Annotated in this window: 21 protein-coding genes and 2 tRNA genes; 17 read left to right on the forward strand and 6 right to left on the reverse strand. The window is 68.7% G+C overall.

The genetic code is table 11. The annotated features are described in order from the left end of the window. Positions 1–237 precede the first annotated feature (237 nt). From dnaA to NF557_RS00045, 9 genes are all read left to right on the forward strand, one after another. Positions 238–1,767 carry a chromosomal replication initiator protein DnaA gene (dnaA, locus tag NF557_RS00005; RefSeq protein ID WP_252621050.1) on the forward strand — a complete coding sequence of 510 codons (1,530 nt, stop codon included), beginning with the start codon at positions 238–240 and terminating at the stop codon, positions 1,765–1,767. A 616-nt stretch (positions 1,768–2,383) separates the two neighbouring features. Next, on the forward strand, positions 2,384–3,517 hold the full coding sequence (gene dnaN, locus NF557_RS00010) for a DNA polymerase III subunit beta (protein ID WP_252621051.1): 1,134 nt from the start codon (positions 2,384–2,386) through the stop codon (positions 3,515–3,517). 27 nt (positions 3,518–3,544) lie between these two features. Beyond that, entirely contained in the window at positions 3,545–4,666 is a 1,122-nt protein-coding gene (gnd, locus tag NF557_RS00015; protein WP_252621052.1) for a phosphogluconate dehydrogenase (NAD(+)-dependent, decarboxylating), read from the forward strand. A gap of 24 nt (positions 4,667–4,690) precedes the next feature. Beyond that, entirely contained in the window at positions 4,691–5,965 is a 1,275-nt protein-coding gene (recF, locus tag NF557_RS00020) for a DNA replication/repair protein RecF (protein WP_252621053.1), read from the forward strand. Then, on the forward strand, positions 5,962–6,513 hold the full coding sequence (locus NF557_RS00025) for a DciA family protein (RefSeq protein ID WP_252621054.1): 552 nt from the start codon (positions 5,962–5,964) through the stop codon (positions 6,511–6,513). The genes recF and NF557_RS00025 overlap by 4 nt, the downstream gene beginning before the upstream one ends. Positions 6,514–6,740: 227 nt before the next feature. Next, positions 6,741–8,837 carry a DNA topoisomerase (ATP-hydrolyzing) subunit B gene (gene gyrB / locus NF557_RS00030; protein WP_252624269.1) on the forward strand — a complete coding sequence of 699 codons (2,097 nt, stop codon included), beginning with the start codon at positions 6,741–6,743 and terminating at the stop codon, positions 8,835–8,837. A gap of 160 nt (positions 8,838–8,997) precedes the next feature. After that, entirely contained in the window at positions 8,998–11,589 is a 2,592-nt protein-coding gene (gyrA, locus tag NF557_RS00035; RefSeq protein ID WP_252624271.1) for a DNA gyrase subunit A, read from the forward strand. Next, positions 11,586–12,230 carry a DUF3566 domain-containing protein gene (locus NF557_RS00040; RefSeq protein WP_252621055.1) on the forward strand — a complete coding sequence of 215 codons (645 nt, stop codon included), beginning with the start codon at positions 11,586–11,588 and terminating at the stop codon, positions 12,228–12,230. The genes gyrA and NF557_RS00040 overlap by 4 nt, the downstream gene beginning before the upstream one ends. 174 nt (positions 12,231–12,404) lie before the next feature. Beyond that, entirely contained in the window at positions 12,405–13,655 is a 1,251-nt protein-coding gene (locus NF557_RS00045) for a ScyD/ScyE family protein (protein WP_252621056.1), read from the forward strand. Positions 13,656–13,696: 41 nt separating this feature from the next. On the opposite strand, the gene NF557_RS00050 is transcribed toward NF557_RS00045, so the two are convergent. Both NF557_RS00050 and NF557_RS00055 read right to left on the reverse strand, forming a co-directional pair. After that, the gene (locus NF557_RS00050; protein WP_252621057.1) at positions 13,697–14,536 is read right to left on the reverse strand and encodes an ABC transporter permease; all 840 of its coding nucleotides are present in this window, start codon (positions 14,534–14,536) and stop codon (positions 13,697–13,699) included. Between the two features lie 2 nt (positions 14,537–14,538). Further along, positions 14,539–15,510, reverse strand: a complete 972-nt coding sequence (locus NF557_RS00055; RefSeq protein WP_252621058.1) for an ABC transporter ATP-binding protein — start codon at positions 15,508–15,510, stop codon at positions 14,539–14,541. 143 nt (positions 15,511–15,653) lie between these two features. Between NF557_RS00055 and NF557_RS00060 the strand changes: the two genes are divergently transcribed. The 8 genes from NF557_RS00060 (at position 15,654) to NF557_RS00095 (ending at position 20,801) form a co-directional block, all read left to right on the forward strand. Continuing rightward, positions 15,654–15,730, forward strand: a tRNA-Ile gene (locus tag NF557_RS00060). Between the two features lie 83 nt (positions 15,731–15,813). Continuing rightward, complete coding sequence (locus tag NF557_RS00065) at positions 15,814–16,776, forward strand: hypothetical protein (RefSeq protein ID WP_252621059.1); 963 nt, start codon at positions 15,814–15,816, stop codon at positions 16,774–16,776. A gap of 101 nt (positions 16,777–16,877) precedes the next feature. Continuing rightward, entirely contained in the window at positions 16,878–17,015 is a 138-nt protein-coding gene (locus tag NF557_RS00070) for a DLW-39 family protein (protein WP_252621060.1), read from the forward strand. Positions 17,016–17,029: 14 nt separating this feature from the next. Continuing rightward, a tRNA-Ala gene (locus NF557_RS00075) sits at positions 17,030–17,102 on the forward strand. 184 nt (positions 17,103–17,286) lie between these two features. Further along, positions 17,287–18,240 (forward strand): ABC transporter ATP-binding protein, encoded by a 954-nt coding sequence (locus NF557_RS00080; RefSeq protein WP_252621061.1) that lies wholly within the window; start codon positions 17,287–17,289, stop codon positions 18,238–18,240. A 20-nt stretch (positions 18,241–18,260) separates the two neighbouring features. Continuing rightward, positions 18,261–19,052, forward strand: coding sequence for an ABC transporter permease (locus tag NF557_RS00085; protein ID WP_252621062.1), 792 nt, complete (start codon positions 18,261–18,263; stop codon positions 19,050–19,052). 7 nt (positions 19,053–19,059) lie between these two features. Continuing rightward, a complete protein-coding gene (locus NF557_RS00090; RefSeq protein WP_252621063.1) occupies positions 19,060–20,199 on the forward strand; it encodes a sensor histidine kinase in 1,140 nt (379 codons plus the stop codon). After that, the gene (locus NF557_RS00095; RefSeq protein WP_252621064.1) at positions 20,196–20,801 is read left to right on the forward strand and encodes a response regulator transcription factor; all 606 of its coding nucleotides are present in this window, start codon (positions 20,196–20,198) and stop codon (positions 20,799–20,801) included. Before NF557_RS00090 ends, NF557_RS00095 begins: the two co-directional genes overlap by 4 nt. A 6-nt stretch (positions 20,802–20,807) precedes the next feature. Here NF557_RS00095 and NF557_RS00100 read toward each other — a convergent pair whose 3' ends face one another. Genes NF557_RS00100 through NF557_RS00115 form a run of 4 tightly spaced genes read right to left on the reverse strand, consistent with a single transcriptional unit; the run spans position 20,808 to position 24,740 of the window. Then, on the reverse strand, positions 20,808–21,374 hold the full coding sequence (locus NF557_RS00100; RefSeq protein WP_252621065.1) for an NYN domain-containing protein: 567 nt from the start codon (positions 21,372–21,374) through the stop codon (positions 20,808–20,810). A 27-nt stretch (positions 21,375–21,401) separates the two neighbouring features. After that, positions 21,402–22,586: an alpha/beta hydrolase gene (locus NF557_RS00105; RefSeq protein WP_252621066.1), complete on the reverse strand. Its 1,185-nt coding sequence runs from the start codon at positions 22,584–22,586 to the stop codon at positions 21,402–21,404. Further along, positions 22,583–23,530 carry a hypothetical protein gene (locus tag NF557_RS00110; RefSeq protein ID WP_252621067.1) on the reverse strand — a complete coding sequence of 316 codons (948 nt, stop codon included), beginning with the start codon at positions 23,528–23,530 and terminating at the stop codon, positions 22,583–22,585. Before NF557_RS00110 ends, NF557_RS00105 begins: the two co-directional genes overlap by 4 nt. Further along, a complete protein-coding gene (locus NF557_RS00115; RefSeq protein ID WP_252621068.1) occupies positions 23,520–24,740 on the reverse strand; it encodes an ATP-grasp domain-containing protein in 1,221 nt (406 codons plus the stop codon). Before NF557_RS00115 ends, NF557_RS00110 begins: the two co-directional genes overlap by 11 nt. Positions 24,741–24,747 lie beyond the last annotated feature (7 nt).

Here is a 24,747-nt window from a genome sequence, read left to right on the forward strand (position 1 = left end):
ATCTTGACCATACCCGGGCCGTGCGGGCAGCGCGACACGCCGACGATGACAGGCTTCCGCAGAAGAAAAGTTGTCGTGGCACTTGCCCCGAGCCCTCAGTTCTTGTTAGGTTCCGAAGTCGGTTGTCCGTCCACGATGTTATGCACACCTGTGGATAACACTGTGGATACTCGGGGTACGGTAGACGGCACCGAGCACACCGCGAGGCACACCGCGAGCGAAGGACGCCTGTTACCGATGACGCAGCCAGAGGTCGACTACACGCAGGTCTGGCGCGACACGGTGGGCAAGCTCGATGCGAGCACCTCCCCGCGAGACCGCGCCTATCTGGCGATGGTGCGCCTGGTCGGGCTCATCGACTCCACCGCGCTGCTGGCCGTGCCCTATGAGCACACCAAGGAGACGCTGGAGACCTCTCTGCGCGATCCCGTGCAGCAGGCTCTCTCCACCCTGCTCGAGCTCGACGTCCGGCTGGCCGTCACGGTGGACGACATGCTCCGCCGCGAGGTCGAGGGTGAGGCCGACCGTCCGACGCCCCCGAGAGAGAGCGAGGATGACGGGGAGCAACGCCCCTTTGCCGCCTCGGCCACGGTGACCGAGCAGACCGACGGCCAGCCACTCGACAACGGCAGCGGCCCCTCAGCCGGTCACTCCTCCCTCAACAGCGCGACGAACGTCAGCCCGCGCGTCGGAGACCGCGCAGGCTCCAGCCGCCCGACCGGGGCAGACATGGACCCTCGACTGAACCCGAAGTACACCTTCGACACGTTCGTCTCCGGCTCGTCCAACCGGTTCGCCCACGCTGCCTCGCTGGCCGTCGCCGAGTCGCCGGCCCGGGCCTACAACCCCTTGTTCATCTATGGCGAGTCCGGCTTGGGCAAGACCCACCTGCTGCACGCGATCGGGCACTACGCGCGCAGCCTCTATCCCGGGGTCCGGGTGCGCTACGTGAACTCCGAGGAGTTCACCAACGACTTCATCAACAGCATCCGGGACGACAAGGCCGGCGCGTTCCAGCGGCGCTACCGCAACGTCGACTTCCTCCTCATCGACGACATCCAGTTCCTGCAGGGCAAGGAGCAGACCGTCGAGGAGTTCTTCCACACCTTCAACACGCTGCACAACAGCGAGAAGCAGGTCGTGATCACCTCCGACCAGCCGCCCAAGAAGCTCTCCGGCTTCGCGGAGCGCATGCGCAGCCGCTTCGAGTGGGGACTGCTGACCGACGTCCAGCCCCCAGACCTGGAGACGCGGATCGCGATCCTGCAGAAGAAGGCCGCCCAGGAGGGCATGGACATCCCCAGCGACGTGCTGGAGCTGATCGCCAGCAAGATCACCACCAACATCCGCGAGCTCGAGGGTGCCCTCATCCGGGTCACCGCCTTCGCCTCCCTCAGTGGGATGCCGGTCAGCGTCGAGCTGGCCGCGCACGTGCTCAAGGACATCATCCCCAGCGGCGACGCGGGCACCATCTCCGCCGGCACGATCATGACCGAGACGGCCGACTACTTCCGGATCAGCGTCGACGACCTCTGTGGCGCCTCTCGCTCTCGCACCCTGGTCAACGCACGCCAGATCGCGATGTACCTGTGTCGCGAGCTGACCGACCTCTCGCTGCCCAAGATCGGCCAGGAGTTCGGCGGCCGCGACCACACGACAGTCATGCACGCCGAGCGCAAGATCCGCCAACTGATCGGGGAGCGCCGCGCGCTCTATGACCAGATCACCGAGCTGACCGGACAGATCCGCAAGGCATCTTCGCGCTGATCTCGCCCGCTCGTGACCGCTCTGCACCCGCCGTCCTGCACAAGCTCGTCCACTGGGGTTACCCGCCGGTCACCTGCACATCCACCAGTTTATCCCCAGCCTGTGGATAACTCTGTGGGCAACATCCTGCCGTTCATCTGCCCTTCATCCGGTCCCGTCGGTGCTCGTCCGGCGCCGGTCCGTCCCCACCTGTGGACGGACCGGGGAAACCTTGTGCTCAGAGGGTGCTCGGCCTGGGCATGGCATGGGTATGACGCGGCACCGGTCTGTGCACGACGCCAGCTCGTCCCCAGGTGCGGTCGGTACTCCACAGAGGTGTCCACGCGGCATACACAGGATGACATCCGCGGCGACCAGCGACGTTGCAAGCTGTCCACAGGATCCACAACACCTATGACGACTACGAACTATTCTCTGGGAGGGCCTCGCCCCGCGTCCCTGGTGGACAACCCTGCCGACCCTGACACTCCAGCCGGGAAGTCGGCCCAGGTGTTGGCGCAACGGACGTGGGCGGCTAATGTCGTCATTCCATGCGCCGACGCCAGTGTCGGCCCGGGGCACCACTGTTCTCACCGCATCCGTACGTTCTATCCGCATCCGTGAAGGGCTGACCATCGTGAAGTTCCGCGTCGAGCGCGATGTCCTGTCCGAAGCCGTCGCGTGGGTCGTGCGCGGGCTCAGCAGCCGGCCACCCGTCCCGGTGCTCGCCGGCGTGCTGCTCCAGGCCGACGAACAGGGCACGCTGACCCTCTCCGCCTTCGACTACGAGATCTCCGCCACCGTCACCGTCGAGGCCGACGTGACCGAGTCCGGTGAGGTGCTCGTGCTCGGGCGTCTCCTGGCCGACATCTCCCGCAACCTGCCGACCAAGCCGGTGGAGTTCTCCACCGACGGCAACAAGGTGCAGCTGGTCTGTGGCTCCAGTCGCTTCTCGCTGATCCAGATGCCGGTGGGCGACTACCCGGCCCTGCCCACCTCCAGCGAGTCGAGCGGCAGCGTCGCCGGCGACGTCTTCACCAACGCCGTGGCCCAGGTCTCCATCGCGGCCGATCGCGGGGACACCCTGCCGATCCTGACCGGCGTGCGGGTGGAGATCGACGGCGAGAAGATGACCCTGCTGGCCACCGACCGCTATCGGCTGGCCATGCGCGAGCTGACCTGGCACCCGCAGGACCCCAGCGTTGCCCACGTCGCGCTCATCCCGGCACGGACCCTGTCCGAGACGTCCAAGGCTCTCGGTGCTGCCGGCTCCATCGAGGTCGCCCTCGGTGACGCGGCGCGTGGGGAAGGTCTGATCGGCTTCGAGGCCGGCTCCCGCAGGGCGACCACACGGCTGCTCGACGGCGAGTACCCCAAGGTCACCTCGATCTTCCCGAACAGCGTCGACACTGTCTCTGTCGTGGACACCCACACCATCCTCGAGGCGGTGCGCCGGGTGGCCCTGGTCGCCGAGCGCAACACCCCGGTGCGGCTGCGGTTCACCGACGGCCAGGTGGCGATCGAGGCCGGCACCGGCGACGACGCCCAGGGCAGTGAGGCCATCGAGGCCTCGCTCACCGGCCCCGAGCTGGAGATCGCCTTCAACCCACAGTTCCTGATCGAGGGGCTGTCGGCACTGGGCACCGCGTTTGCCCGGATCAGCTTCACCCAGCCCTCCAAGCCGGCTGTCCTCTCCGGTCAGTCCGAGATGGACGGTGAGTCTGACGAGTCCTACCGTTATGTGTTGATGCCTGTGCGTTTTGCGGGCTGAGCACGCAACCGACGAAGGAGCACGACCATGCAGCTGGGAATGATCGGCCTGGGCAAGATGGGCGCCAACATGCGCGAGCGTCTGCGCAAGGCCGGCCACGAGGTCGTGGGCTTCGACCTCAACCCAGACGTCCGTGACGTCGACAGCCTGGAGGTCATGGTCGAGGCGCTGGACGCCCCGCGCGTGGTCTGGGTCATGGTGCCGCACGGCGAGCCCACCCAGCAGACGGTGGACCACCTCGGCGAGCTGCTCGATGAGGGCGATCTGGTCATCGAGGGTGGCAACAGCCACTTCACCGACGACATCAAGCACCATGCCGAGCTGGCCGGCAAGGGGATCGGCTATGTCGACTGCGGCGTCTCCGGAGGCATCTGGGGCATCACGGAGGGCTATGGCCTGATGTGCGGCGGGGAGACGGAGTGGGTCGAGAAGGCGATGCCGATCTTCGACGCGCTCCGGCCTGAGGGACCGCGCGAGGAGGGCTGGGTGCACGCCGGCGACGTCGGCTCCGGGCACTACGCCAAGATGGTCCACAACGGCATCGAGTACGGCCTGATGCACGCCTATGCCGAGGGCTTTGAGCTGCTCACGGCCAAGGACGAGGTCAAGGACGTCAAGGGCGTCTTCCAGGCCTGGACCCGCGGCACGGTGGTCCGCTCCTGGCTGCTCGACCTGATGGTCAAGGCGCTGGACGAGACGCCGGGTCTGGAGGGGATCAGCGAATACACCACCGACTCCGGTGAGGGCCGCTGGACGCTGATCGAGGGCATCGAGAACGCCGTCCCGATGCCGGTGCTGAGCGCTGCGCTGTTTGCCCGCTTCGCCTCCCGCCAGGAGAACTCTCCCGCCATGCAGGCCGTCGCCGCGCTGCGTGGCGAGTTCGGGGGCCACGCCGTGCAGATGCTCGACGAGGAGGCACCCCAGGTCCACCACGGGGCCGAGCCCAAGCACGACGAGGGCGCCGCACGCCCCGGTGCCGGTGCGGACTCCGCCGGCGACGCGGCCGACGCAGGTCCCACCTCCGGCTCGGGCGACACCGACGGGTCCGGTGGTGACTCCGCCGCCGATGCCGGCCCCTCCTCGGGCTCGGGCGACACCGACGGCTCCGACGGGTCCAATGGTGACTCCAACGCCGGTCCGCAGGGCTAGCTGGCGGCATACCGCCGACTGACTGTGCACCTGCGCCACCTGAGCCTGATCGACTTCCGGAGCTATCACAGCGCCGAGGTGGCCCTGGCCCCGGGCATCACCACGCTGCTGGGGCGCAACGGGCAGGGCAAGACCAACCTGGTGGAGGCCGCGGGGTTTGTCGCCACGCTGGGCAGTCACCGGGTGGCGACCGATGCTCCACTGGTCCGCCACGGTGCGGAGTCGGCGATCGTGCGCGCAGCAGTGGTCCGCGACGGGCGTGAGACCACCGTCGAGCTGGAGATCGTCCCCGGTCGCGCCAACCGTGCACGCCTGAACAAGTCACCGCTGACCCGTCCGCGGGATGTCCTCGGGACCCTGCGCACCGTGCTCTTCGCGCCCGAGGACCTGGCGCTGGTCAAGGGGGACCCGGCCGAGCGACGCCGCTTCCTCGACGACCTGCTGGTCGCCCGGCAACCGCGCTGGGTGGGCGTGCGCGGTGACTATGACAAGGCGCTGCGCCAGCGCAACGCCCTGCTGCGCTCGAGCCAGCACCTGTGGCGGGCGGGCCGCCGTGGGGTCGCCGAGCACCGGCTCGCTCCCGGTGAGACCGTTGAGCAGGCGCGGGCGTCGGCCGAGGAGACGCTGGGCGTCTGGGACGCACAGGTGGCCCAGGTCGGCGCCTCGCTGACCTATGCGAGGTTGCGTCTCCTGCGCGACCTGACCCCCTATGTCGCCGAGGCCTACGCCACCATCAGCGATGACACCACCCCGGCCACGGCGACCTATCGGTCCAGTGCCGAGGGGTCGGTCGCCGAGGCGATCGCCGCTGGTGAGGTGCCGGACCAGGAGCAGCTGTATGCCGCCACCCTGGAAGTCATGCAGGCGCGCCGCCGCGAGGAGCAGGAGCGCGGGGTCACCCTGGTGGGACCGCACCGCGACGAGCTGGTCCTCGCCCTCGGTGAGCTGCCGGCCAAGGGCTACGCGAGCCATGGTGAGTCGTGGTCGATCGCGCTCGCGCTGCGGCTCGCGGCGTTCCGGCTGCTGCAGCACGACGTCGGGACCGATCCAGTGCTCGTGCTCGACGACGTCTTTGCCGAGCTGGACACGGGCCGACGCGAGCGGCTGGCGCAGCTGATCTCGACCTGCGAACAGGTGCTGATCACCGCCGCGGTCCCGGACGACGTCCCCACCTGGCTGTCCGGGCGCGGGGTCATCCTGGACGTGGTCGACGGCACGGTGACCCCCCGCGGGCAGGAGCGCGGCGCCGGAGAGGTGAGTGACCCCGAGCCTGATGCGGGGGACACTGAGACGTCATGAGCGACGAGAGCACGAGCGGCGACAGCACGAGCGGGGGCACCGGGCCCGAGCCCGTCAGCGCGGCCGCCGACGCGTTGGCGCGGGCTCGCGCCAACGCTCGCGCCAAGGGTCTGCGCCCGGGCCCGGCCGACCGTCGGCGCACTGCGGGGGACGCTCTGGCGGAGCGCCGCTCGGGCACCGGCGACGGTGCCGGCCGGGACCCACGGCTCGTGGGGGCCGAAGTCGAGCGCCTCGTCAGCTCCCGCGGTTGGGACTCCGAGGTGCAGGTCGGTGCGGTCATCGGCCGTTGGGCCACAATCGTGGGACCCGAGGTGGCCCAGCACGTGCAGCCGCTCGGGTTCGACGCCAGCGTGCTCACCGTCCAAGCCGACTCGACAGCCTGGGCCACCCAGGTGCGCCTGCTGACCCACTCCATCCTGACCCGGATCGAGGTCGAGGTCGGCGAGGGGCTGGTCACCGAGATCGTCGTGCGTGGACCGGCCGCCCCGAGCTGGCGCAAGGGCCGGCTGCGGGCCGAGGGGCGAGGGCCGCGCGACACCTACGGCTGAGCTGCGGACGGCACCTGGGAGAGAGCCTCCAGGACCGTCTGGAGGTCCGTTCTCCATGGCCCACCTCGGGGAAGGGGGGTTTCCGCGGCAGAAAAGGCCGTTCTGGGCTGTGGATGGCCTCTTCCGGAGCCGTGGACAGGTAGACTGAGGCGGTTCACCCACCCACTCTTCCTAGGAGCCCCGTGGCCACTGTCGGACCAGACAATCCCCAGGACGTCGAGCCGGAGATGCCGGAGCTCCCCGAGGTGACAGCCCAGGACGGGGACCCGGCATCGTTGGCGACCGAGTCCTCCTATGACGCCAACGCCATCCAGGTGCTCGAGGGCCTGGAGGCCGTGCGCAAGCGGCCGGGTATGTATATCGGCTCCACCGGTGAGCGCGGTCTGCACCACCTGGTCTGGGAGATCATCGACAACTCCGTCGACGAGGCGATGGCCGGGCACGCCGACCACATCGACGTCACGATCCTCAAGGGCGCCGGGATCCGGGTCGTGGACAACGGCCGAGGCATCCCCACCGACATCCACCCGATCGAGAAGAAGCCGGCGGTCGAGCTGGTCCTGACCCAGCTGCACGCCGGCGGCAAGTTCGGTGGCTCGGGTTACAAGGTCTCTGGTGGCCTGCACGGTGTCGGCTCCTCCGTCGTCAACGCGCTCTCCGAGAAGTTCGAGGTCGAGGTCCGCCAGCGCGGGCACGTGTGGCGCCAGACCTACAAGCTGGGCGTCCCGCAGGCACCCCTGTCCCAGGACGAGCAGATCCCTGCCGACGAGACCGGCACGACGATCACCTACTGGCCCTCCACCGACATCTTCGAGACGGTCAGCCACGACTTCGAGACGATCCGCGCCCGCGTCCAGCAGACGGCCTTCCTCAACAAGGGCCTGACGATCACGCTGACCGACGAGCGACCGATCGAGGTCGTGCGTGACATCGACGCCATCGAGGACGACCCGATCGACGGGGTCGGCCTGGAAGACGTCGACGCCACACCCGATGCCTCCCCCACGGGCGAGGCGCTCCGCAAGCCGCTGAACTACCGCTATGACAACGGCCTGGTCGACTATGTCCTGCACCTCAACAAGTCCAAGAAGACCGAGACCGTCCACGACGAGGTCATCGCCTTCGAGACCGAGGACAAGGAGCGGATGCTGGCGATCGAGGTGGCGATGCAGTGGACGAGCTCCTACAGCGAGTCGGTCCACACCTATGCCAACGCGGTCAACACCCATGAGGGAGGCACGCACGAGGAGGGTTTCCGGGCGGCGCTGACCCGGTTGATCAACGACTTCGCACGCACCAACAAGCTGCTGCGCGAAAAGGACGCCAACCTCACCGGTGAGGACATCCGGGAGGGGCTGACGGCTGTCATCTCGGTCAAGCTCGGCGAGCCGCAGTTCGAGGGGCAGACCAAGACCAAGCTTGGCAACTCCGAGGTGAGGGGCTTTGTCCAGTCGGCGATGACCGACGAGCTCGGCCACTGGCTCGAGGCGCACCCCCGAGAGGCCAAGGAGATCGTCACCAAGTCGGTCCATGCCGCCGCGGCCCGCATGGCCGCACGCAAGGCCCGTGAGGCGACTCGCCGCAAGGGGCTGCTGGAGTCCGGCGGCCTGCCGGGCAAGCTGCGTGACTGCCAGAGCAACGACCCGACGATCTCCGAGGTGTTCATCGTCGAGGGCGACTCGGCCGGCGGCTCGGCCGTGCGCGGGCGCAACCCGTTCAATCAGGCGATCCTGCCGATCCGCGGCAAGATCCTCAACGTCGAGAAGGCCCGCATCGACCGGGTGCTGAACAACCAGGAGGTCAAGGCCCTGATCTCCGGCTTCGGCACCGGCATCGGTGAGGACTTCGACATCACCAGGGCGCGCTATCACAAGATCGTGCTGATGGCTGATGCCGACGTCGACGGCATGCACATCCGCACGCTGCTGCTGACCCTGCTGTTCCGGTTCATGCGCCCACTGATCGAGCACGGTTACGTCTATCTCGCGCAACCGCCACTCTTCCGGCTCAAGTGGTCCAACGCGGAGCACCAGTTCGCCTACACCGACCGTGAGCGCGACGCGCTGCTCGCCGAGGGCCAGACCAAGGGCTGGAGGCTGCCCAAGGACTCTGGCATCCAGCGTTACAAGGGTCTGGGCGAGATGGACTACTCCGAGCTGTGGGAGACCACGATGGACCCCGACCACCGGGTGCTACTCCAGGTGACCCTCGACGATGCCGCCAAGGCCGATGAGGTCTTCTCGGTGCTGATGGGTGAGGACGTCGAGGCACGGCGTGGCTTCATCCAGCGCAACGCCCGCGACGTGCGCTTCCTCGACATCTAGACGTCCGGGGGCCCGGCCCCCCGGAGACCCCCCGCGGGGGCTTCGCCCCCTGGCCCGCGGCAACGCAGACTGAGCCACACGACATACGAGAAGGACAGGCGTGACCGACATCAACCCGCCGGAGACGGACCGCACCGAGGAAATCGACCTCAACACGGAGATGCAGCGCAGCTACATCGAGTATGCGATGAGCGTCATCGTGTCTCGCGCGCTGCCCGACGTGCGCGACGGTCTCAAGCCCGTCCACCGCCGCGTCATCTATGCGATGTATGACGGTGGCTACCGACCCGAGCGCGGCTTCAACAAGAGCGCGCGCGTGGTCGGCGACGTCATGGGTCACTACCACCCGCACGGCGACAGTGCGATCTATGACGCGCTGGTGCGCCTGGTCCAGGACTGGTCGCTGCGCTACCCCCTCGTGCTCGGGCAGGGCAACTTCGGCACCCCCGGGGACGACCCGGCCGCGGCTGCGCGCTACACCGAGGTCAAGATGGCACCGCTGGCCATGGAGATGGTCCGCGACATCAACGAGGACACCGTCGACTTCACCGACAACTATGACGGCAAGACCCAGGAACCGTCCGTCCTGCCTGCGCGCTTCCCGAACCTGCTGGTCAACGGCTCTGCCGGCATCGCGGTCGGGATGGCCACCCAGATCCCGCCGCACAACCTCGGTGAGGTGGCCGAGGGGGTGCAGTGGCTGCTCAGCAACCCCGAGGCCACCCGGGAGGAGCTGCTCGAGGCGTTGATCCGGATCATCCCGGGGCCAGACTTCCCCACCGGCGCCCAGATCATGGGTCGCCGTGGCATCGAGGAGGCCTACCGCACCGGCCGCGGCTCGATCATGATGCGGGCCAACGTCGAGGTCGAGGAGATCCAGGGCCGGACCTGCCTGGTGGTGCGCGACCTGCCCTACCAGGTCAACCCGGACACGCTGGCCAAGAAGATCGCGGACCTCGTCAACGACGGCAAGCTCAAGGGCATCGCCGACATGCGAGACGAGACCTCCGGTCGCACCGGGCAGCGCCTGGTCATCGTGCTCAAGCGCGACGCCGTGGCCAAGGTCGTGCTCAACAACCTCTACAAGCACACCCAGCTGCAGCAGAACTTCGGCGCCAACATGCTGGCGATCGTCGACGGCGTGCCGCGGACCCTGCCGATCTCAGCCTTCATCCGGCACTGGGTCGAGCACCAGATCGAGGTTATTGTCCGGCGCACGAAGTTCCGGCTCAAGCGCGCCGAGGAGCAGATCCACATCCTGCGCGGCTATCTCAAGGCGCTCGACGCCCTTGACGAGGTCATCGCGCTGATCCGCGCCAGCTCCACGGTGGAGAACGCCCGTGAGGGCCTGATGGAGCTGTTGGAGATCGACGAGACCCAGGCCCGCGCCATCCTGGAGATGCAGCTGCGCCGGCTCGCGGCCCTGGAGCGCCAGCGGATCATCGACGAGCACGACAAGCTGGAGGCGCAGATCGTGGAGTTCCAGGAGATCCTGGACCGGCCCGAGCGGCAGCGCCAGATCATCAGCGACGATCTGACCGAGATCGTCGAGAAGTATGGCGACGAGCGCCGCACGCAGATCGTCGGCTTCGATGGTGACGTGTCCATGGAGGACCTGATCCCTCAGGACGACGTCGTGGTCACCATCACGCGTGGCGGCTATGCCAAGCGCACCAAGGTCACCGAGTACCGCCCCCAGAACCGTGGCGGGAAGGGCCGTCGTGGCGCGGCGCTGCGGGCCGACGACGTGGTCTCGCACTTCTTCACCACCAACACCCACCACTGGTTGCTGTTCTTCACCAACCTCGGGCGGGTCTATCGCGCCAAGGGCTACGAGATCCCCGAGGGCGGGCCGACCGGCAAGGGCCAGCACGTGGCCAACCTGATGGCCTTCCAGCCCGGAGAGCAGATCGCGTCGGTCCTGGCGGTGGAGGACTACGAGCAGGCGGACTATCTGGTCCTGGCGACGAAGAACGGCCTGGTCAAGAAGACCCGGCTGGCGGACTACGACTCGCCACGCTCCGGTGGCCTCATCGCTGTCAACCTGCGCGACGGGGACGAGCTGGTCGGCGCGGGCCTGGCCGGTGCCGCCGACGACATCCTCCTGGTCTCGGTCAAGGGTCAGTCGGTCCGGTTCACCGCCACCGACACCGCGCTGCGCCCGATGGGGCGCGCGACCTCCGGTGTCACCGGCATGAAGTTCCGTGGCGCGGACCGGTTGCTGTCCATGTCCGTCGTCCCGGACGGCAGCGAGCCCTTTGTCTTCGTCGTGTTCGAGAACGGCATGGCCAAGCGGACGTCGGTCTCGGCCTATCGGGTCCAGGGCCGCGGCGGTCTCGGCATCAAGGTGGCCAAGGCGACCGAGAAGGGTGGCGACCTGGTCGGTGCCCTCACCGTCGAGGAGGGCAACGAGGTCCTCGTGGTGATGGAGCGCGGCAACGTGGTGCGCTCCTCGATCGACCAGGTCCGGGTCACCGGCCGGGACACCGCCGGAGTCAAGTTCGCGACCCCGGGCAAGGGCGACTCGATCGTGGCCGTCGCGGTCAACGCCGAGACAGCTCTGCCCGAAGAGGTGGAGTCCATCCTCGGTGCGGATGCAGAAGTCACCGGCGCTGATGAGGCTTCCACCCCCGTCGATGCACTACCGTCTGATGAGTCGGCGGACGTTGCCGAGGTGAGTGACGCGACGGAGGAGCTCTCGAGCGAGACCACCGCGGACGCCGATGAACCGGACACGGGAGGCGAGCAGTGAGCACGACTGGGCAGGGCACCTCGGCGGGTGCACCCCGGGCGTCAACGCGCCCGGCCGGTGCAGGCGATGAGACCCAGAAGATCCGCCGCCCCGGCACCCAGACCGGACAGGGCACGGGGATGCGGGACGGCGCGATGGCGCGGACGGCACCCCGGCGTGACCTGAGCGCCGCAGCGGCCAGGGCGCGCGGGGGCAGTGGCTCCCCGGGCTCGTCCCAGGCGCGCGGCCCGGCCCCGCGCAGCGCCCCCGGGCGACCAGTGCGGCGCACCGGTCCGCGTCGGGTCCGCTTGACCCTGCAGCGGGTCGACCCGTGGTCGGTCATGAAGATCAGCTTCCTGGTCTCCGTCGCGCTGGGCGTGGCCACGGTGATCATGGTCTCCGTCCTCTGGACGGTCCTGAACGGCATGAACGTCTTCTCCACCGTCAACGACCTGATCGTGGAGATCACCACCGGTGAGAACTCCGCGAGCGACTTCAACCTGATGGACTACATCGGGTTCGGCCGGGTGGTGTCGCTGTCGGTGGTCATCGGCGTGATCAACGTGATCCTGCTGACGGCGCTCTCGACGCTCACGGCGTTCCTCTACAACGTCTGCACGGCGTTGGTCGGTGGGGCACAGCTGACCCTGTCGGACGAGTAGGCCTCCGCTCTTCCACGCGGTCCGCTCTACCAGCTCCTCGCAATATTGGGCCAAAGAGTGTAGCCCTCTTGACCCGCTTTGCACATCCCTCTTGGGGTATATTGCCAGCGCCTCCTCCCCCGCAATAGCGTGAGTTGTTTGCCGTTTCTGTGACAACCACGTTCAGGAGGAGCCATGCGCTCAGCATCACGTCGCGCCCTCGCGGGGGCAGTCGCTGTCGGTCTCACGATGACCGCGTTCACGTCTATCGCCACGGCTGGCGGGCGCGATCACCGCCCGGACCCTGGCGACGGCGGCAAGGGAAAAGTGGTCGCGAGCGAGCTGAACAGCCCGAGGCACCTGACGGCTGCTCCCAATGGTGACCTGTATGTCGCCGAGGCGGGCACCGGTGGCGAGGACTGTGTCGTGCTCAGTGAGGCGGGACCGATCTTCGGAGATGACGAGAACCTCCTGCTGTGCGGCAGCTACGATCCTCTAGAGCACCCGGAGTGGTTTGAGATCCGGCTGGGTGAGACCGGATCGGTGACCAAGATCTCCCGCAAGGGCGGCCAGCATCGGGTCGTCACTGGCCTGCCCTCGGTCGACCTCGGTGGTGGCGAGAGCACCGGCCCCAGCGACGTCGCGATCAAGGGCAACAAGCTGATGGTCACCATTGGTCTGGGGGCTGACCCTGCCTCCCGGGACCTGATGGTGGAGCTCTTCGACAACGAGACCTACGCCGACCTCGCCACGGTCCAGGAGGTCAGGTTCAAGGGCAAGAACAGGGTCAAGATCCGGGAGTTTGCCGACCTCGCCCAGTTCGAGACGGAATCCAACCCGCACCCGGACAACCTCGACACCAACCCCAACGCGATCGTCGCGGACAAGAAGGGCGGTTGGCTGGTCACCGACGCGGGAGGAAACGCCGTCCTGAAGCTCAGCAAGCGGGGCAACGTGTCCCTGGTGGGCGTGCCTCCGGGCGGGATGGCCGAGGCACCGCCGTTCCTGGGGCTGCCTCCGGGCACGCCGATCCCGTTCGAGCCGGTGCCCACCGCCGCTGAGCGAGGTCCTGACGGCGCCATCTATGTCAGCCTCCTGACCGGCTTCCCCTTCCCGGTGGACGGCTCGATCATCTGGCGGATCGATCGGCACGGCAACATGACCGAGTGGGCCACCGGCCTGACCAACGTGACCGACCTGACCTGGGCCAAGGGCAAGCTGTATGCCGTGCAGCTGTCGAACAATGGCCTGCTGTCCGAAGACCTCACCGGTTCCCTGGTCCAGGTGCGCAAGGGCAAGAGCACTCACAAGGTCATCGCCGACGACCTGTTCGCTCCCTATGGCGTCACAGTCCACAAGGACTATGCCTATGTCACGACGGGCGCGGTCGTGCCCGGCGGTGGTGAGGTCGTGCGGTTCGACCTGGACAGGCACAAGCGTCGGTGAGCCGGACCGCCCGCACGTGAGCGGTGCTGGCGCGGGGCTGATCAGTAGCCGCGCGTCAGCACCCGTTCGCGCGCGGAGGCGAGCGCAGAGCCGGACTGGCGCCGCGACATACGACGCAGTGCGATCGGCGCGAGGAGCAGACCGATGACGACCCAGATCCCCAGCACGCCGAACGTCTCCCAGGTGCGCCAGGACTCCCCGATCTCCAGGGCGACCGCCTCGGCCGGCAGGATCACGGAGCGGAACCCGAGGCCGAGCCAGTAGACCGGGAAGACTTGCACGACCCACTGCAGCCATCCGGGCATGGCCGTCATCGGATAGAACAGCCCCGACACCGCGCAGAGACCATAGATGGCCATCGTGGTGAAGAGCAGCGCCAACGGCCCCTTGAAGATCGAGCCCAGCACCGCACCCAGCGGGAGCATCGCCGCGATGGTGAGGATGGACAGCAGCAGCAGCCGGATCCACCCCCAGGCGGTCGTCGGCGTGACGCCGTCCACGATGAACGAGGCGCCGATCAGGATGACGGCGATCGGCAGCAGGGTGGTGACGATGCTGGCGAAGAACTTGGCGAGCAGGTGGCCCGTCATCGCGTGCGGCACGGTCTTGGCGCGCAGCAGGGTGCCGTCGTCGCGCTCGGTGGTGATCTCGCCGGAGACGCCGAGCACGCCGCCGCTGATGATGCCGAACGCGAGATAGGCCGGCACCAGGAACTGGCCGAGCGACAGCGCACTCTCCATCAGCTGCGAGTCCCGCAACCAGAACAGCACGGCGAGCATGACGACCGGTCCGAGCAGCGCGAGGAGCACCAGCGGGGACATGATCTGCAGCCGCAGCTCGATCGTGGCCCGGCGCAGGGCAGCGCGCAGGACGGTCGCCATATTTAGGCTCCCTCTCGTGCGCGGGTTGGGTCGGTCTCGTCCCCAGTCTCGGTCGCCTCGTCGGGCAGTATGCCGAAGCTCGCCGCCTGCGTGTCGGCGCCGGTCTCGACCTGATGGACGAGGGCGAGGTAGGCCTCCTCCAGGGAGGCTCGGCGCACCTCCAGGTCCTCGATCTCGCCCGGCTCGGCGAGGACTGAGCGAAGGTAGCTGACCGGGTCGTCCGTGGACTCGGTGTGCAGGTGCCCGTCGCGCCGGAATCTCACCGAGGCGGTGGCCGACATCCGGTGGCGCAGGTCGTCGGGGCTGCCGTCAGCGACGATCGTGCCGCCGGCCAGCACCAGGATGCGGCTGGCGAGGATCTCCGCTTCCGTCAGGTCGTGGGTGGTCAGCAGGATCGTGGTGTCCAGGTCGGACAGGGACCGGATGAGCTTGTGGAAGTCACGGCGTGCCTGAGGGTCGAAGCCGGCGGTCGGCTCGTCGAGGAAGAGGACCTCGGGGCGGCCGAGCAGCCCGACTGCCACGTCCAGGCGACGGCGCTCACCACCGGAGAGCCGGTCGAGGCGGCGCAGCGTCTTGCCGGCCAGACCCACCCGCTCGATCAGGTCGGTGGTCGGCCACGGGCGCTCGACAGCAGCCGTCGCGTAGTCGGTGTAGTACATCCCGAGATAGTCCAGGAACTCGCCGACGCGCCACTTGCCGTGGTCACGCCAGGACTGCAGCACGACACCCACGCGGGCCCGCCAGGCCTCGCCAGCCGTATGCGGTGTCTCACCCAGGACCTGCACCTCACCACCGGACGGGACCCGGAAGCCCTCGAGGATCTCGATCGTGGTGGTCTTGCCGGCGCCGTTGGGACCCAGGAGAGCCACGACCTCACCGGTGCCGATGCTCAGCGTGACGTCGTCGAGGACCCGCGTGTCGCCATACTGCATGGCAAGGCGGTGGGTCTGGATCGCCGGCCCGCGATCGGACATCTGGTGCTGCTCCTGTCGTCACGGTGTCGGGTCGGTCCAATGTAGTGGACGCGAGCCCTCGGGTCGGGCAGCCCCCGCTTTGGAGCATGAGCCCGCGATGGGGTAATCTCGGGCGGCGCGTGTCCGTCGGGCACAGCACTCACGGGCCTATAGCTCAGACGGTTAGAGCGCTTCCCTGATAAGGAAGAGGTCACAGGTTCAAGTCCTGTTAGGCCCACCACCACCGCAGACCACCTGGTCTGCGGTTTTGTGTTTGTCGAGAACGCACCACGCGCCGACAGGTCTCGTCGTAGGCTCGTGCCGATGTCAGTGCACGCGAGCCAGCCTGGGGACCAGCACGCCGACGAGGAGAGAGCCGCCGGCGGATCGGGCCTGGCCGCTAGCGCGGTCATCGGCCTCGTGGTGGGCGGCCTGCTGTGGCTGGCGTGGGAGCCCACGACGCGTGAGTGCAACGGCATCAGCGAGTGCTTCGGCCCGCCGGTGTCGGCCGCGGTGCTGACGCTGGGCGCGTTCGTCGCGGTCCTGGTGGTGCGCCGGATCCTGAGGCTGCGACCGGTCTTCCTGCCGTCGTTGCTCGGCTTTGTCGGCGGCGGTGGGCTGCTGTTGATGGCAGAGAGCCTGACCAACATCTGGCCGCGTGAGATCCATGATCCCCTGGCGCCGTGGTGGAGCTGGCTGCTCGTCGGCGGCGTGATCGGCGGACTGGCGCACTGGATGCACCAGCCCGGGCGGCGCTGGGTGGAGCGCATCGTGCCGGTCGCGGTGGTCCTGGGACTCATCATCGCGGGTGTCACCTGGGTGTCCGTGGAGCGGGACCGCAGGCAGCTCGCCGAGCTGGAGTCGGTGGGGGTGGACACGGTGATGGCACCGACGTTCGATGACTTCTCGGTGTCCTTTGCGCGGCGCGGACAGAGTGCGGGCGCCGGCGACTTCGTGCGCATCCACCTGTCCCCGCACGAGGGCAGGGCCCCCGCCTGGCCGCACACCTATCTGGTCCCGGTCCACGACCGTGACCTGTGTGAGCTGGCGGTTGCGCTCACGCGCGAGAGTGTGACCTGCGTCGAGACGGCTGCTGGGGTCGAGCTCACCGACGACTTCCTCGAGGGGGCCGGGGTCGTCGAGGGCGACACCTTGCTCCTGGTCACCGCTCGGGTGTCGCCGGAGCGCGACGAGCCCGACGAGTGGACCCAGCAGGCGCTGCGCACCGGCGTGGACCAGCGGGTGCTGACCACGCTGGAGGAGCTGCGTGACGGCGACGTCGACTGAGCTGGTCGGGTCCGGGTGCCCACCGGCGGTGGTGTGACGGTTATGAGCCACCGCCTCGCGGCAGGTATCCTTGCCGGGCACGATCGACGCAAGGAGATCTTATGAAGCGCCTGATGGCATTTGCCGCACTCGCCGCCGGGGCACTCGCCCTGGTCAAGAAGCTGCAGGACGAGCAGGCCGAGCGTGACCTGTGGGCCGAGGCGACCGACGGGGTCTCCGAGACGCCGCCGAGCAGCTGACCACAGCTCAACACGGGGACTTAGCTCAGCTGGTAGAGCACCGCCTTTGCAAGGCGGGGGTCAGGGGTTCGAGCCCCCTAGTCTCCACACTTCGTGTGTCCAGAGGCCCCTCCCCCGGGAGGGGCCTCTGCTTGTGGTCGCCAGGCGAGGAGGGCCGGGAGCACCCGGTGTGCGGAGCCTGATGATGGACCGCAAGAGCATGACGACTGTCATGTCGAGGTCGTGACGGCGGGCACTACTGCCGCAGCGCTCGCTCCGGAAGCCTTGGGGCATGACAACCACGCAACTCACAGACCACAGCGCGCGCTCCAGCCACGACACCCCGCTCCTGGCAGAGCTGCTCGGGGTGTCGAAGCAGTTCGGGAAGGGCGAGAGCGCAGTCCAGGCGGTGAGTGGACTCGACCTGGACGTGCGTCCAGGGGAGCTCCTGGCCGTCTTGGGACCCAACGGTGCGGGCAAGTCCACCGCGATAGGGATGCTGACCGGCCTGACCTCACCTACGTCCGGAAGGGCTCGTCTGTTCGGGCGCGCGCCGCGCGACGTGCGGGCGCGGCGGCGGCTGGGCGTGATGCTGCAGGCCTCGGGCGTCCCGGACACGCTGCGGGTGCGCGAGCTGCTCACTGAGTTCCGCGGCTACTACCCCGCCCCCCTGTCGATGGCGCAGGTCGTCTCCGCGGCGGGCCTCGACGGGCTCGAGGGGCGCATGTTCGGCGAGCTCTCCGGCGGCCAGCAGCGACGAGTGCTGTTCGGGATCGCCCTGGCCGGCGACCCTGATCTGCTGGTCTTCGACGAACCGACCACCGGCCTGGACGTGGAGGCTCGCCACCGCCTCTGGGACACGTTGCGCGAACTGGCCGGCTCGGGTCGCGGAGTGGTGCTGACAACGCACTACCTCGAAGAGGCCGACGCTCTGGCTGACCGCATCGTGGTGATCGACCACGGGGTGGTGATCGCCCAGGGAACGCCCACCGAGATCAAGGCCCTGGTGCCGGGGCGCCGGGTGCGAGCACAGAGCTCCGTCAGTGTCTCGGTGGCCCAACAGTGGCCCGGCGTGGCTGGCGCCTCGCGCGAGGGTCCCTGGCTGGTGCTGCTCGTCGCCTCCGCCGAGCCCGTCCTCCGAGCCCTGCTCGACCTGGACGCTGCGGCCACGGGCGTGACCGTCACCGAACCAAGCCTCGAGGAGGCCTTCCTCGCCCTCACCCACCACATGGAGGAAACACGATGAACAACCTCACAGCAGCACCGATGACGACAAACCCTCGCCCGCCGCGAGCCAATCCGGTGCGCCTCTATGTCACCGAGGCCCAGCACGAGTTCCTCAAGCTGATCCGGATCCCCATCTTCGCGGTGAGCACCATCGCCCTGCCGGTGTTGTTCTACGCGCTCTTCGGGTTGGCCTTCGGCGGGGGCGGCGACTCCGGCCCGGTCGGCGCGACGACCTACCTGCTGGCGACCTACGGCACCTTCGGAGTCATCGGCGCCGCACTCTTCGGCTTCGGGGTCTCGGTCGCCACCGAACGCGGGCAGGGCTGGATGCGACTGAAGCACGTGTCACCGATGCCCCCACAGGCCTACTTCGTGGCCAAGGTCGCCATGAGCACGACGGTTGCCGCCATGATCGTCGCCGCGCTGTTCACCCTCGGCGCCTCCCTGGGGGGTGTGCGCATGTCCCCCACGCAGTGGATCAGCCTCGGTCTGGTGCTCATCATCGGGGCCCTGCCGTTCTCGGCCATGGGACTGGCCTTCGGCTATCTCGTCGGCCCCAACTCGGCACCGGCCATGGTGAACCTCATGTATCTGCCGATGGCTTTCGCCTCCGGCCTCTTCATCCCGATCCACCAACTGCCCACCGTCGTGCAGGACTTCGCTCCCGCACTACCGCCCTATCACTTCGCTCAGCTCGCCCTGGGCACGGTCTCCGCTTCTGAGGGCGGATCCCCTGCCGTGCACGCCCTGGTGCTGCTAGCGTTTACCGCAGTCTTTCTGACCGTGGCCGCGTGGGGTTTCCGGCGCGACGAGGGCCGGACCTACGGATGAGGCGCCCTTGAGCCAGAGCCCACAGCACCCCGCCAACTTCACGCGCTACGTCTGGCTGGTCTATCTCGGTGCCCTGTTCTTCCCGCCCGCCTTCGACCCGACGGCCGATGCCCTGGACTGGCTGGTTGCGGCGGCGCTCATCGCAGGGTTCCTGCCGATCTATGCTGCGACGTTCCGGACCCGCAACGACCGGCAGACGTTGATCCTCATCGCCTCGCTCGCCGTCCTCGCCCTGGCCGGTTCGCTGGTCAACAGCGGGGCCAGCGTGTTCGTGATCTATGCGGCGGCCGCAGCCGGGGGCCTCTATCCCACCCGCAGGGCCGTGGCGGTGCTGACCGCCCTCGTCGGTGTGGTCGCGGTGATGATCCTGATCTCCCCGGACCCCACGTCGTGGCGGCTGGGCACGTTCGTCTCCGCCCTGGTCTTCACGATGGTCGTCGGTGCGACAAGCATCTTTGACGCCGAGCGGGGCAGGGCCAGCAAGCGTCTGTTGCGCGCCGATGAGGAGATCGAGCGGCTAGCGACGATCGCTGAGCGGGAGCGGATCGCCCGGGACCTGCACGATCTGCTCGGACACACCCTCTCGGTCGTGGTGCTGAAGTCCGAGCTGGCGGCGCGGCTGGTCCGCGCAGACCCTGAACAGGCAGCGGCCGAGATCACGGACATCGAACGCATCGGCCGCAAGGCGCTGGGTGAGGTGCGGGCCGCGGTCGCCGGCTACCGAGCCCGCGGTCTCGGCGCCGAGCTCGACGGAGCCTGCGTGGCGCTGCGGGCGGCCGGTCTCGACGTCGAGGTGCACGCCGACCCGACCGATCTGCGCCCCGAGCAGGAGTCAGCCCTGGCCATGGCGCTGCGCGAGGCCGTGACCAACGTGGTCCGGCACGCCCGGGCCGAGCGGGCCGCGATCAGCATCACGACCGCCGGGAGCCAGGTGCGCCTGCGGGTCACCGACGACGGCCGCGGTCCGTCCGGGCAGACGGGATTCGGGATCACGGGCATGCACGAGCGGATCGCTGCCCTCGGGGGACTGGTGGAGGTCGGTGGCGCGAAGGGACTCGACGACCACGGGACCGTCGTCGAGGTGACCCTGCCGGTGGCGCAACCGGGCGGCCATCGGGTCCGAGCACGGACGGTGGGTGGCCGATGACGGTCACCGTCGTCCTGGCCGAGGACCAGCTCATGGTGCTCGGCGCCCTGAGCACCCTCCTGGCACTGGAAACCGACATCACCGTCGCGGGCACCGCCTCCGACGGCGAGGAAGCAGTCCGCCTGGTGGACGCGCTGCGTCCCGACGTCCTGCTGGCGGATATCGAGATGCCCGGGCTTACCGGCCTCGAGGTGGCCGCGGAGCTCCGCAGACGGGGCCTGCCGACCAAGGTGGTCATTTTGACGACGTTCGCCCGCAGCGGATACCTCCGCCGCGCGCTGGACGTCGGCGCTGCCGGCTACCTGCTCAAGGACGCGCCCGCCAGCACCCTGGCCCAAGCCGTCCGCGACGTGCACGCCGGGGGCCGAGCCATCGACCCCCAGCTCGCCGCCGACGCCTGGGGTGAGTCGGACCCGCTCACCGCCCGGGAGCGCCAGGTCCTGCGGCTGGCCGGTGATGGGCTGGCCAACGGCGAGATCGCCGGGCAGCTGCACCTGTCCGAGGGCACGGTGCGCAACTACCTGTCCGAGGCGATGCACAAGCTCGGAGCCGCCAACCGGGTCGCGGCTGCCCGCCAGGCGCGGGACCGGGGATGGCTGTGAAGCGGCCTAGAGGAACCCGGTCGGGTCGAACTCCTCGATCGGGATGACCCGCAGACGGGGCAGCATCGAGGTGAACGCGTGCACGTCATACTCCAGGTCAAAGGGCTCGAGGCCCTGCTCGATCAGGGGTGTGAAGCCGTGGTTGCGGAACTCGGCGAAGGCGATCACGCCCACGCGGCGCTCGGTGCCCAGCAGCGGCTCGAGGTCCTCCAGGAAGTCGCCGTCGTGGCTGACCAGCATGACGTCGCCGTCGCGCTCGGCCAGCGACTGCAGGGTGCGCTGGATCGCGATGTCGACGATCTTCTCGTCGGGCGGTCCGGACAGCGGCACGGGGACATAGCCGATGGCCCGCAGCGCCTGGACGAACGACATCGGCATGCCGCTCGAGGCGTTGAGGAAGAACAGGCCGCGCGGCGAGCCACCCCACTTCTCGCGGGTGAAGGCCAGCAACCGGTCCCAGCGGGGCCGCTCCTGCGGCTCGGGCCGCCGGCCCAGGATGGAGGTGCCGAGGGTCGCGTCGATGTTCTCACCATCGACCAGCAGGTATGACGTGGGCTGGGTGTTGTCGTCCACCGCGGCCACCTTCTTTCTTAGGAGGAACTATTCATAGACAAACTTCTGCGGCCCGGGATAGATCCAGGACAGGCCGTCGCGCAGGCGGTCGCGCCAGTTCTCCCAGGAGTGCCCGTCCCGCGCCTCGACATAGCGGACGCTACTCCCCGTCGACTCCCACACGGGGACCATCGAGCGGTTGGGCACGATGAGCGGCTCATAGATGCCGCACGAGACGAAGAGCCGGTCGGCCACCTTGCGCGGGCGGGCGCGATAGCGGTTCATGAACTTCACGACCGGGTCGAACACCGGTCCGCCGCCGTGCTCGCTGCCGATGTCGGTGAAGACGAACGACCCCGACTGCAGCAGCAGCGAGCCGAAGACGTCGGGGTTGCGGAAGGCAACCGACATGGACGCGACCGCACCGAAGCTGGCGCCCATCAGGGCCCGTCCCTCCGGCCGCCGCATCACCGGGTAGTGCTCCTCCAGGTGCGGGATGAGCTCGTGGATCAGGTGCCGGGCGTGCGGGGCATAGTTGGGGTACTCCCGGTTGCGGTCCCCCGGGTTGGTGAAGACCACGATCGTCTCGGCCATGTCCAGGCTGTGGATCAGGTTGTCGAGCACGATCTTCATCGAGGAGAAGTTGAGGTAGTCGTCACCGTCGTGCACGATCAGCAGGGGATAGATCGTGCTCGGGCGGAAGCGGGCCGGCAGATAGACGCGGCTGTGCGTCTCTCGCCGCAGAGCCTTGGAGTGCAGCACCAGGTCGTGCAGCTCCCCCGGACGGGCATCGGGGTCGAACTGGGTCCACTCCGGCGTCTGGTAGCCGATCGCCTGGCACACCGACGAGGAGCCGACGGGGCTGTGGGCGACGAGCGGGTTGAGCGGGTCGTTGCCCTGCACCACCTGCTCGCCGTGGCGCACCTCCAGCTGATACTCCACCCGTGAGCCGTAGGGGAGCTCGATGACGCAGAACCAGAGGCTGGTGCCCTCGATGCGGTGCAGGGGCACCCGCTGGGGCTGGTTGACGATGCGGTGCAGCAGGTGCACCTCGTCGGCCTCGCCCCGGAAGAGGAAGGTGCAGTTGGCTCCCTCGACGATCGGCACGGCCCGGTCCTGCAGGAAGCCGTCGACGGACTCCTCGGAGCGGTGCTCCAGCGCCCGGAACGCGTTGATCGCCAGCTTGACCCTGGTCGTGTCCCGCATCGGCTGGGGCGGCAGCGAGATGCTCATCGCAGGTTCCCCCTCACGGTCGCGCGGCCGTCGATGCCGAGCACCGGGGCGGTGTCGGGCAAGCCTCCGTCGGGCAGTATGTCGACCCGGGCCCGTTCGTCGAGCAGCAGACAGTGTGCGGGGGCGAACCGCCGGGCGAGCACGCCCATGCGGCCTGCGTTGGACAGCTCGAGCCGCTCCCGGGCCGCCGGCAGCGCGACGGTCTCTCTGACGAGGCCGAGCCCCTGGGTGAACACCTCGCTGACCGAGGGTCCGTGGGCCGCCCGGTCGTGGAAGAGCACCACCTGGTCGGTCAGGGCCATCGCCCCCGCCCCCCAGGCGATGACCGGCACCTGCAGATGGGGGCCGATGTTGAACAGGTGCAGCGCCCCCACGAGGACCCCCACATGCCCACCGGGGATGAGGATCACCTCTGCGTCCGCGAGCTCCCTGCTGATCAGCTCGCGCAGCAGGGCCACGGCAGCCCGCTCGTGCGGTGGCCACCTGCTCCAGAACTCGGCGTGCACCTCGCTGACCCGCTCCAGGTGGCGCGTGTCGATCTCGCGCATGATCTGCTCGGCGTCGGCCTGGGCCATCTCCTGGACATGCGCTGATCGGGGCGCCCGGTCAGCTATGGCCCGCAGGGCAGCGACAACGTGGTCCAGCGCCACGACATACAGATCCTGCATCTCCTCCAGGACCAGCCGGCGCGCGCGGTCGGCTGCGGCGAACTCGGGGTCGGCCTCCCAGACCTCCTGCATCCGGTGCCAGAGCCGCAGGTTGACGGCGTTGCCCTCCGCGAACTGGACCAGCAACCCGTCCTCCGGCTCGCGCTCGCGCCAGCCGGCGTTGATGATGGCCGCCCGCGCACCCGTGAGCTGCAGGGATGCCAGCACGCCCTCGATCCGCGGCGTGCGCTGGGGTCCCAGGAGAGTGATCGAGGCCGGCTGGTCCTCAGCTGGCATGGACCTGCACAGCCTGGCCCACGTTGTCCATCATGGAGCGCAGCACGTCGTAGTCGGGGTGCCGCATCCGGATGTAGGCGTTGGCCATGTAGCCCGCCTCGATGGGCTGGGTGGGGGTGCCGGCGCCGGGCAGGTGCGCGTCGATGATCCACCGCCCGAGCCGGTTCTCGACATCCTCCAGGCCGCTGTAGCCGGTGATGACGCCGTCGCGGTCCGGGCGCAGGGCGATGATGCCGGCCGAGTGGCTGCGCGTGGGCCGCGTCCGCACCTCGCCGTGCACGATGGCGTCGGCCCAGGCGCGATAGGTGTCCAGGTCGTTGCCGGCGGAGTAGAGGTCGTAGCAGCCGACACCGGGCGGTCGGGCGCCGATCTCGCTGAACTTCAGGCCCTTGGGGCCGTGGAACCACTCCATGTGGGTCGCGGAGGTCCCGATGCCGAGGGCGGTGATGACCTTCTGGCCCAGCTCGCGGATCTCGTCGTAGAGCCCGCCCCCGTCGATCCGGTTGGTGGAGATGTAGACCGGTGAGATCCAACGGGTGCGCATCGCCTCCAGCACACCGGGGAAGTAGTGGCAGGCGAAGTCCACCTGCGGGCGCCCGTCGACGCAGATCGTGTCATAGAAGCCCTCGTGCCCCTCGATGAACTCCTCGACCGCGATCGAGGTCGTGCCGGGGCCAAACGTGGCCAGTGCCGCCTCGAGCTGACTGTCGTCCTCGACCTTGCTGGTGCCGGCCGCCCCCGCGCCGTCGCGAGGCTTGAGGATCAGCGGGTAGCCGACGCGCTCGGCAAACTCGCGCACCTCCGCCAGGCTGGAGGCAGCCGTCGAGGCCGCGGTGGGCACCCCGACCTGGCGCAGCGCCTCCTTCATCGAGGGCTTGTCGCGGCAGAGCCAGGTGGTGTGCACGGAGGTGCCGGGGATGCCAGTCGCCTCACGGACCTGAGCGGCCGGCATGGTGTGCGACTCGATGGTCGACTCCAGTGCGTCCACCCAGACCAGGCCCTGCAGCTTGCGGACCACGTGGGTCATCGCGCCGACGTCGGTGACGGACCCGACCTGCTCGTAGTGCTGCATCCACGACTTGAGCTCGTCGTCGAGGTAGTCCACCGGTGTCTCGCCCACTCCCAGCACGTTGGCGCCGGCCTCGGCCAGCGCCCGCACGAACTCGCGCTGGTTGCGAGGGAAGTGCGGCTCGACGAAGACGATGTTCACGAGACGA

The sequence above is a fragment of the Ornithinimicrobium cryptoxanthini genome, assembly GCF_023923205.1.
Classification (GTDB): domain Bacteria; phylum Actinomycetota; class Actinomycetes; order Actinomycetales; family Dermatophilaceae; genus Ornithinicoccus; species Ornithinicoccus cryptoxanthini.

What these genes read in the sequence shown, in the direction of transcription:
- NF557_RS00045 (WP_252621056.1), top strand. Translation starts at nt 12,405, where the DNA reads ATGCGCTCAGCATCACGTCGCGCCCTCGCGGGGGCAGTCGCTGTCGGT.
- NF557_RS00025 (WP_252621054.1), top strand. Translation starts at nt 5,962, where the DNA reads ATGAGCGACGAGAGCACGAGCGGCGACAGCACGAGCGGGGGCACCGGG.
- NF557_RS00050 (WP_252621057.1), bottom strand. Translation starts at nt 14,536, where the DNA reads ATGGCGACCGTCCTGCGCGCTGCCCTGCGCCGGGCCACGATCGAGCTG.
- dnaA (WP_252621050.1), top strand. Translation starts at nt 238, where the DNA reads ATGACGCAGCCAGAGGTCGACTACACGCAGGTCTGGCGCGACACGGTG.
- NF557_RS00070 (WP_252621060.1), top strand. Translation starts at nt 16,878, where the DNA reads ATGAAGCGCCTGATGGCATTTGCCGCACTCGCCGCCGGGGCACTCGCC.
- NF557_RS00095 (WP_252621064.1), top strand. Translation starts at nt 20,196, where the DNA reads ATGACGGTCACCGTCGTCCTGGCCGAGGACCAGCTCATGGTGCTCGGC.
- gyrB (WP_252624269.1), top strand. Translation starts at nt 6,741, where the DNA reads ATGCCGGAGCTCCCCGAGGTGACAGCCCAGGACGGGGACCCGGCATCG.
- gyrA (WP_252624271.1), top strand. Translation starts at nt 8,998, where the DNA reads ATGCAGCGCAGCTACATCGAGTATGCGATGAGCGTCATCGTGTCTCGC.
- NF557_RS00080 (WP_252621061.1), top strand. Translation starts at nt 17,287, where the DNA reads ATGACAACCACGCAACTCACAGACCACAGCGCGCGCTCCAGCCACGAC.
- NF557_RS00065 (WP_252621059.1), top strand. Translation starts at nt 15,814, where the DNA reads ATGTCAGTGCACGCGAGCCAGCCTGGGGACCAGCACGCCGACGAGGAG.
- NF557_RS00085 (WP_252621062.1), top strand. Translation starts at nt 18,261, where the DNA reads ATGACGACAAACCCTCGCCCGCCGCGAGCCAATCCGGTGCGCCTCTAT.
- NF557_RS00055 (WP_252621058.1), bottom strand. Translation starts at nt 15,510, where the DNA reads ATGTCCGATCGCGGGCCGGCGATCCAGACCCACCGCCTTGCCATGCAG.
- gnd (WP_252621052.1), top strand. Translation starts at nt 3,545, where the DNA reads ATGCAGCTGGGAATGATCGGCCTGGGCAAGATGGGCGCCAACATGCGC.
- NF557_RS00105 (WP_252621066.1), bottom strand. Translation starts at nt 22,586, where the DNA reads ATGAGCATCTCGCTGCCGCCCCAGCCGATGCGGGACACGACCAGGGTC.
- NF557_RS00110 (WP_252621067.1), bottom strand. Translation starts at nt 23,530, where the DNA reads ATGCCAGCTGAGGACCAGCCGGCCTCGATCACTCTCCTGGGACCCCAG.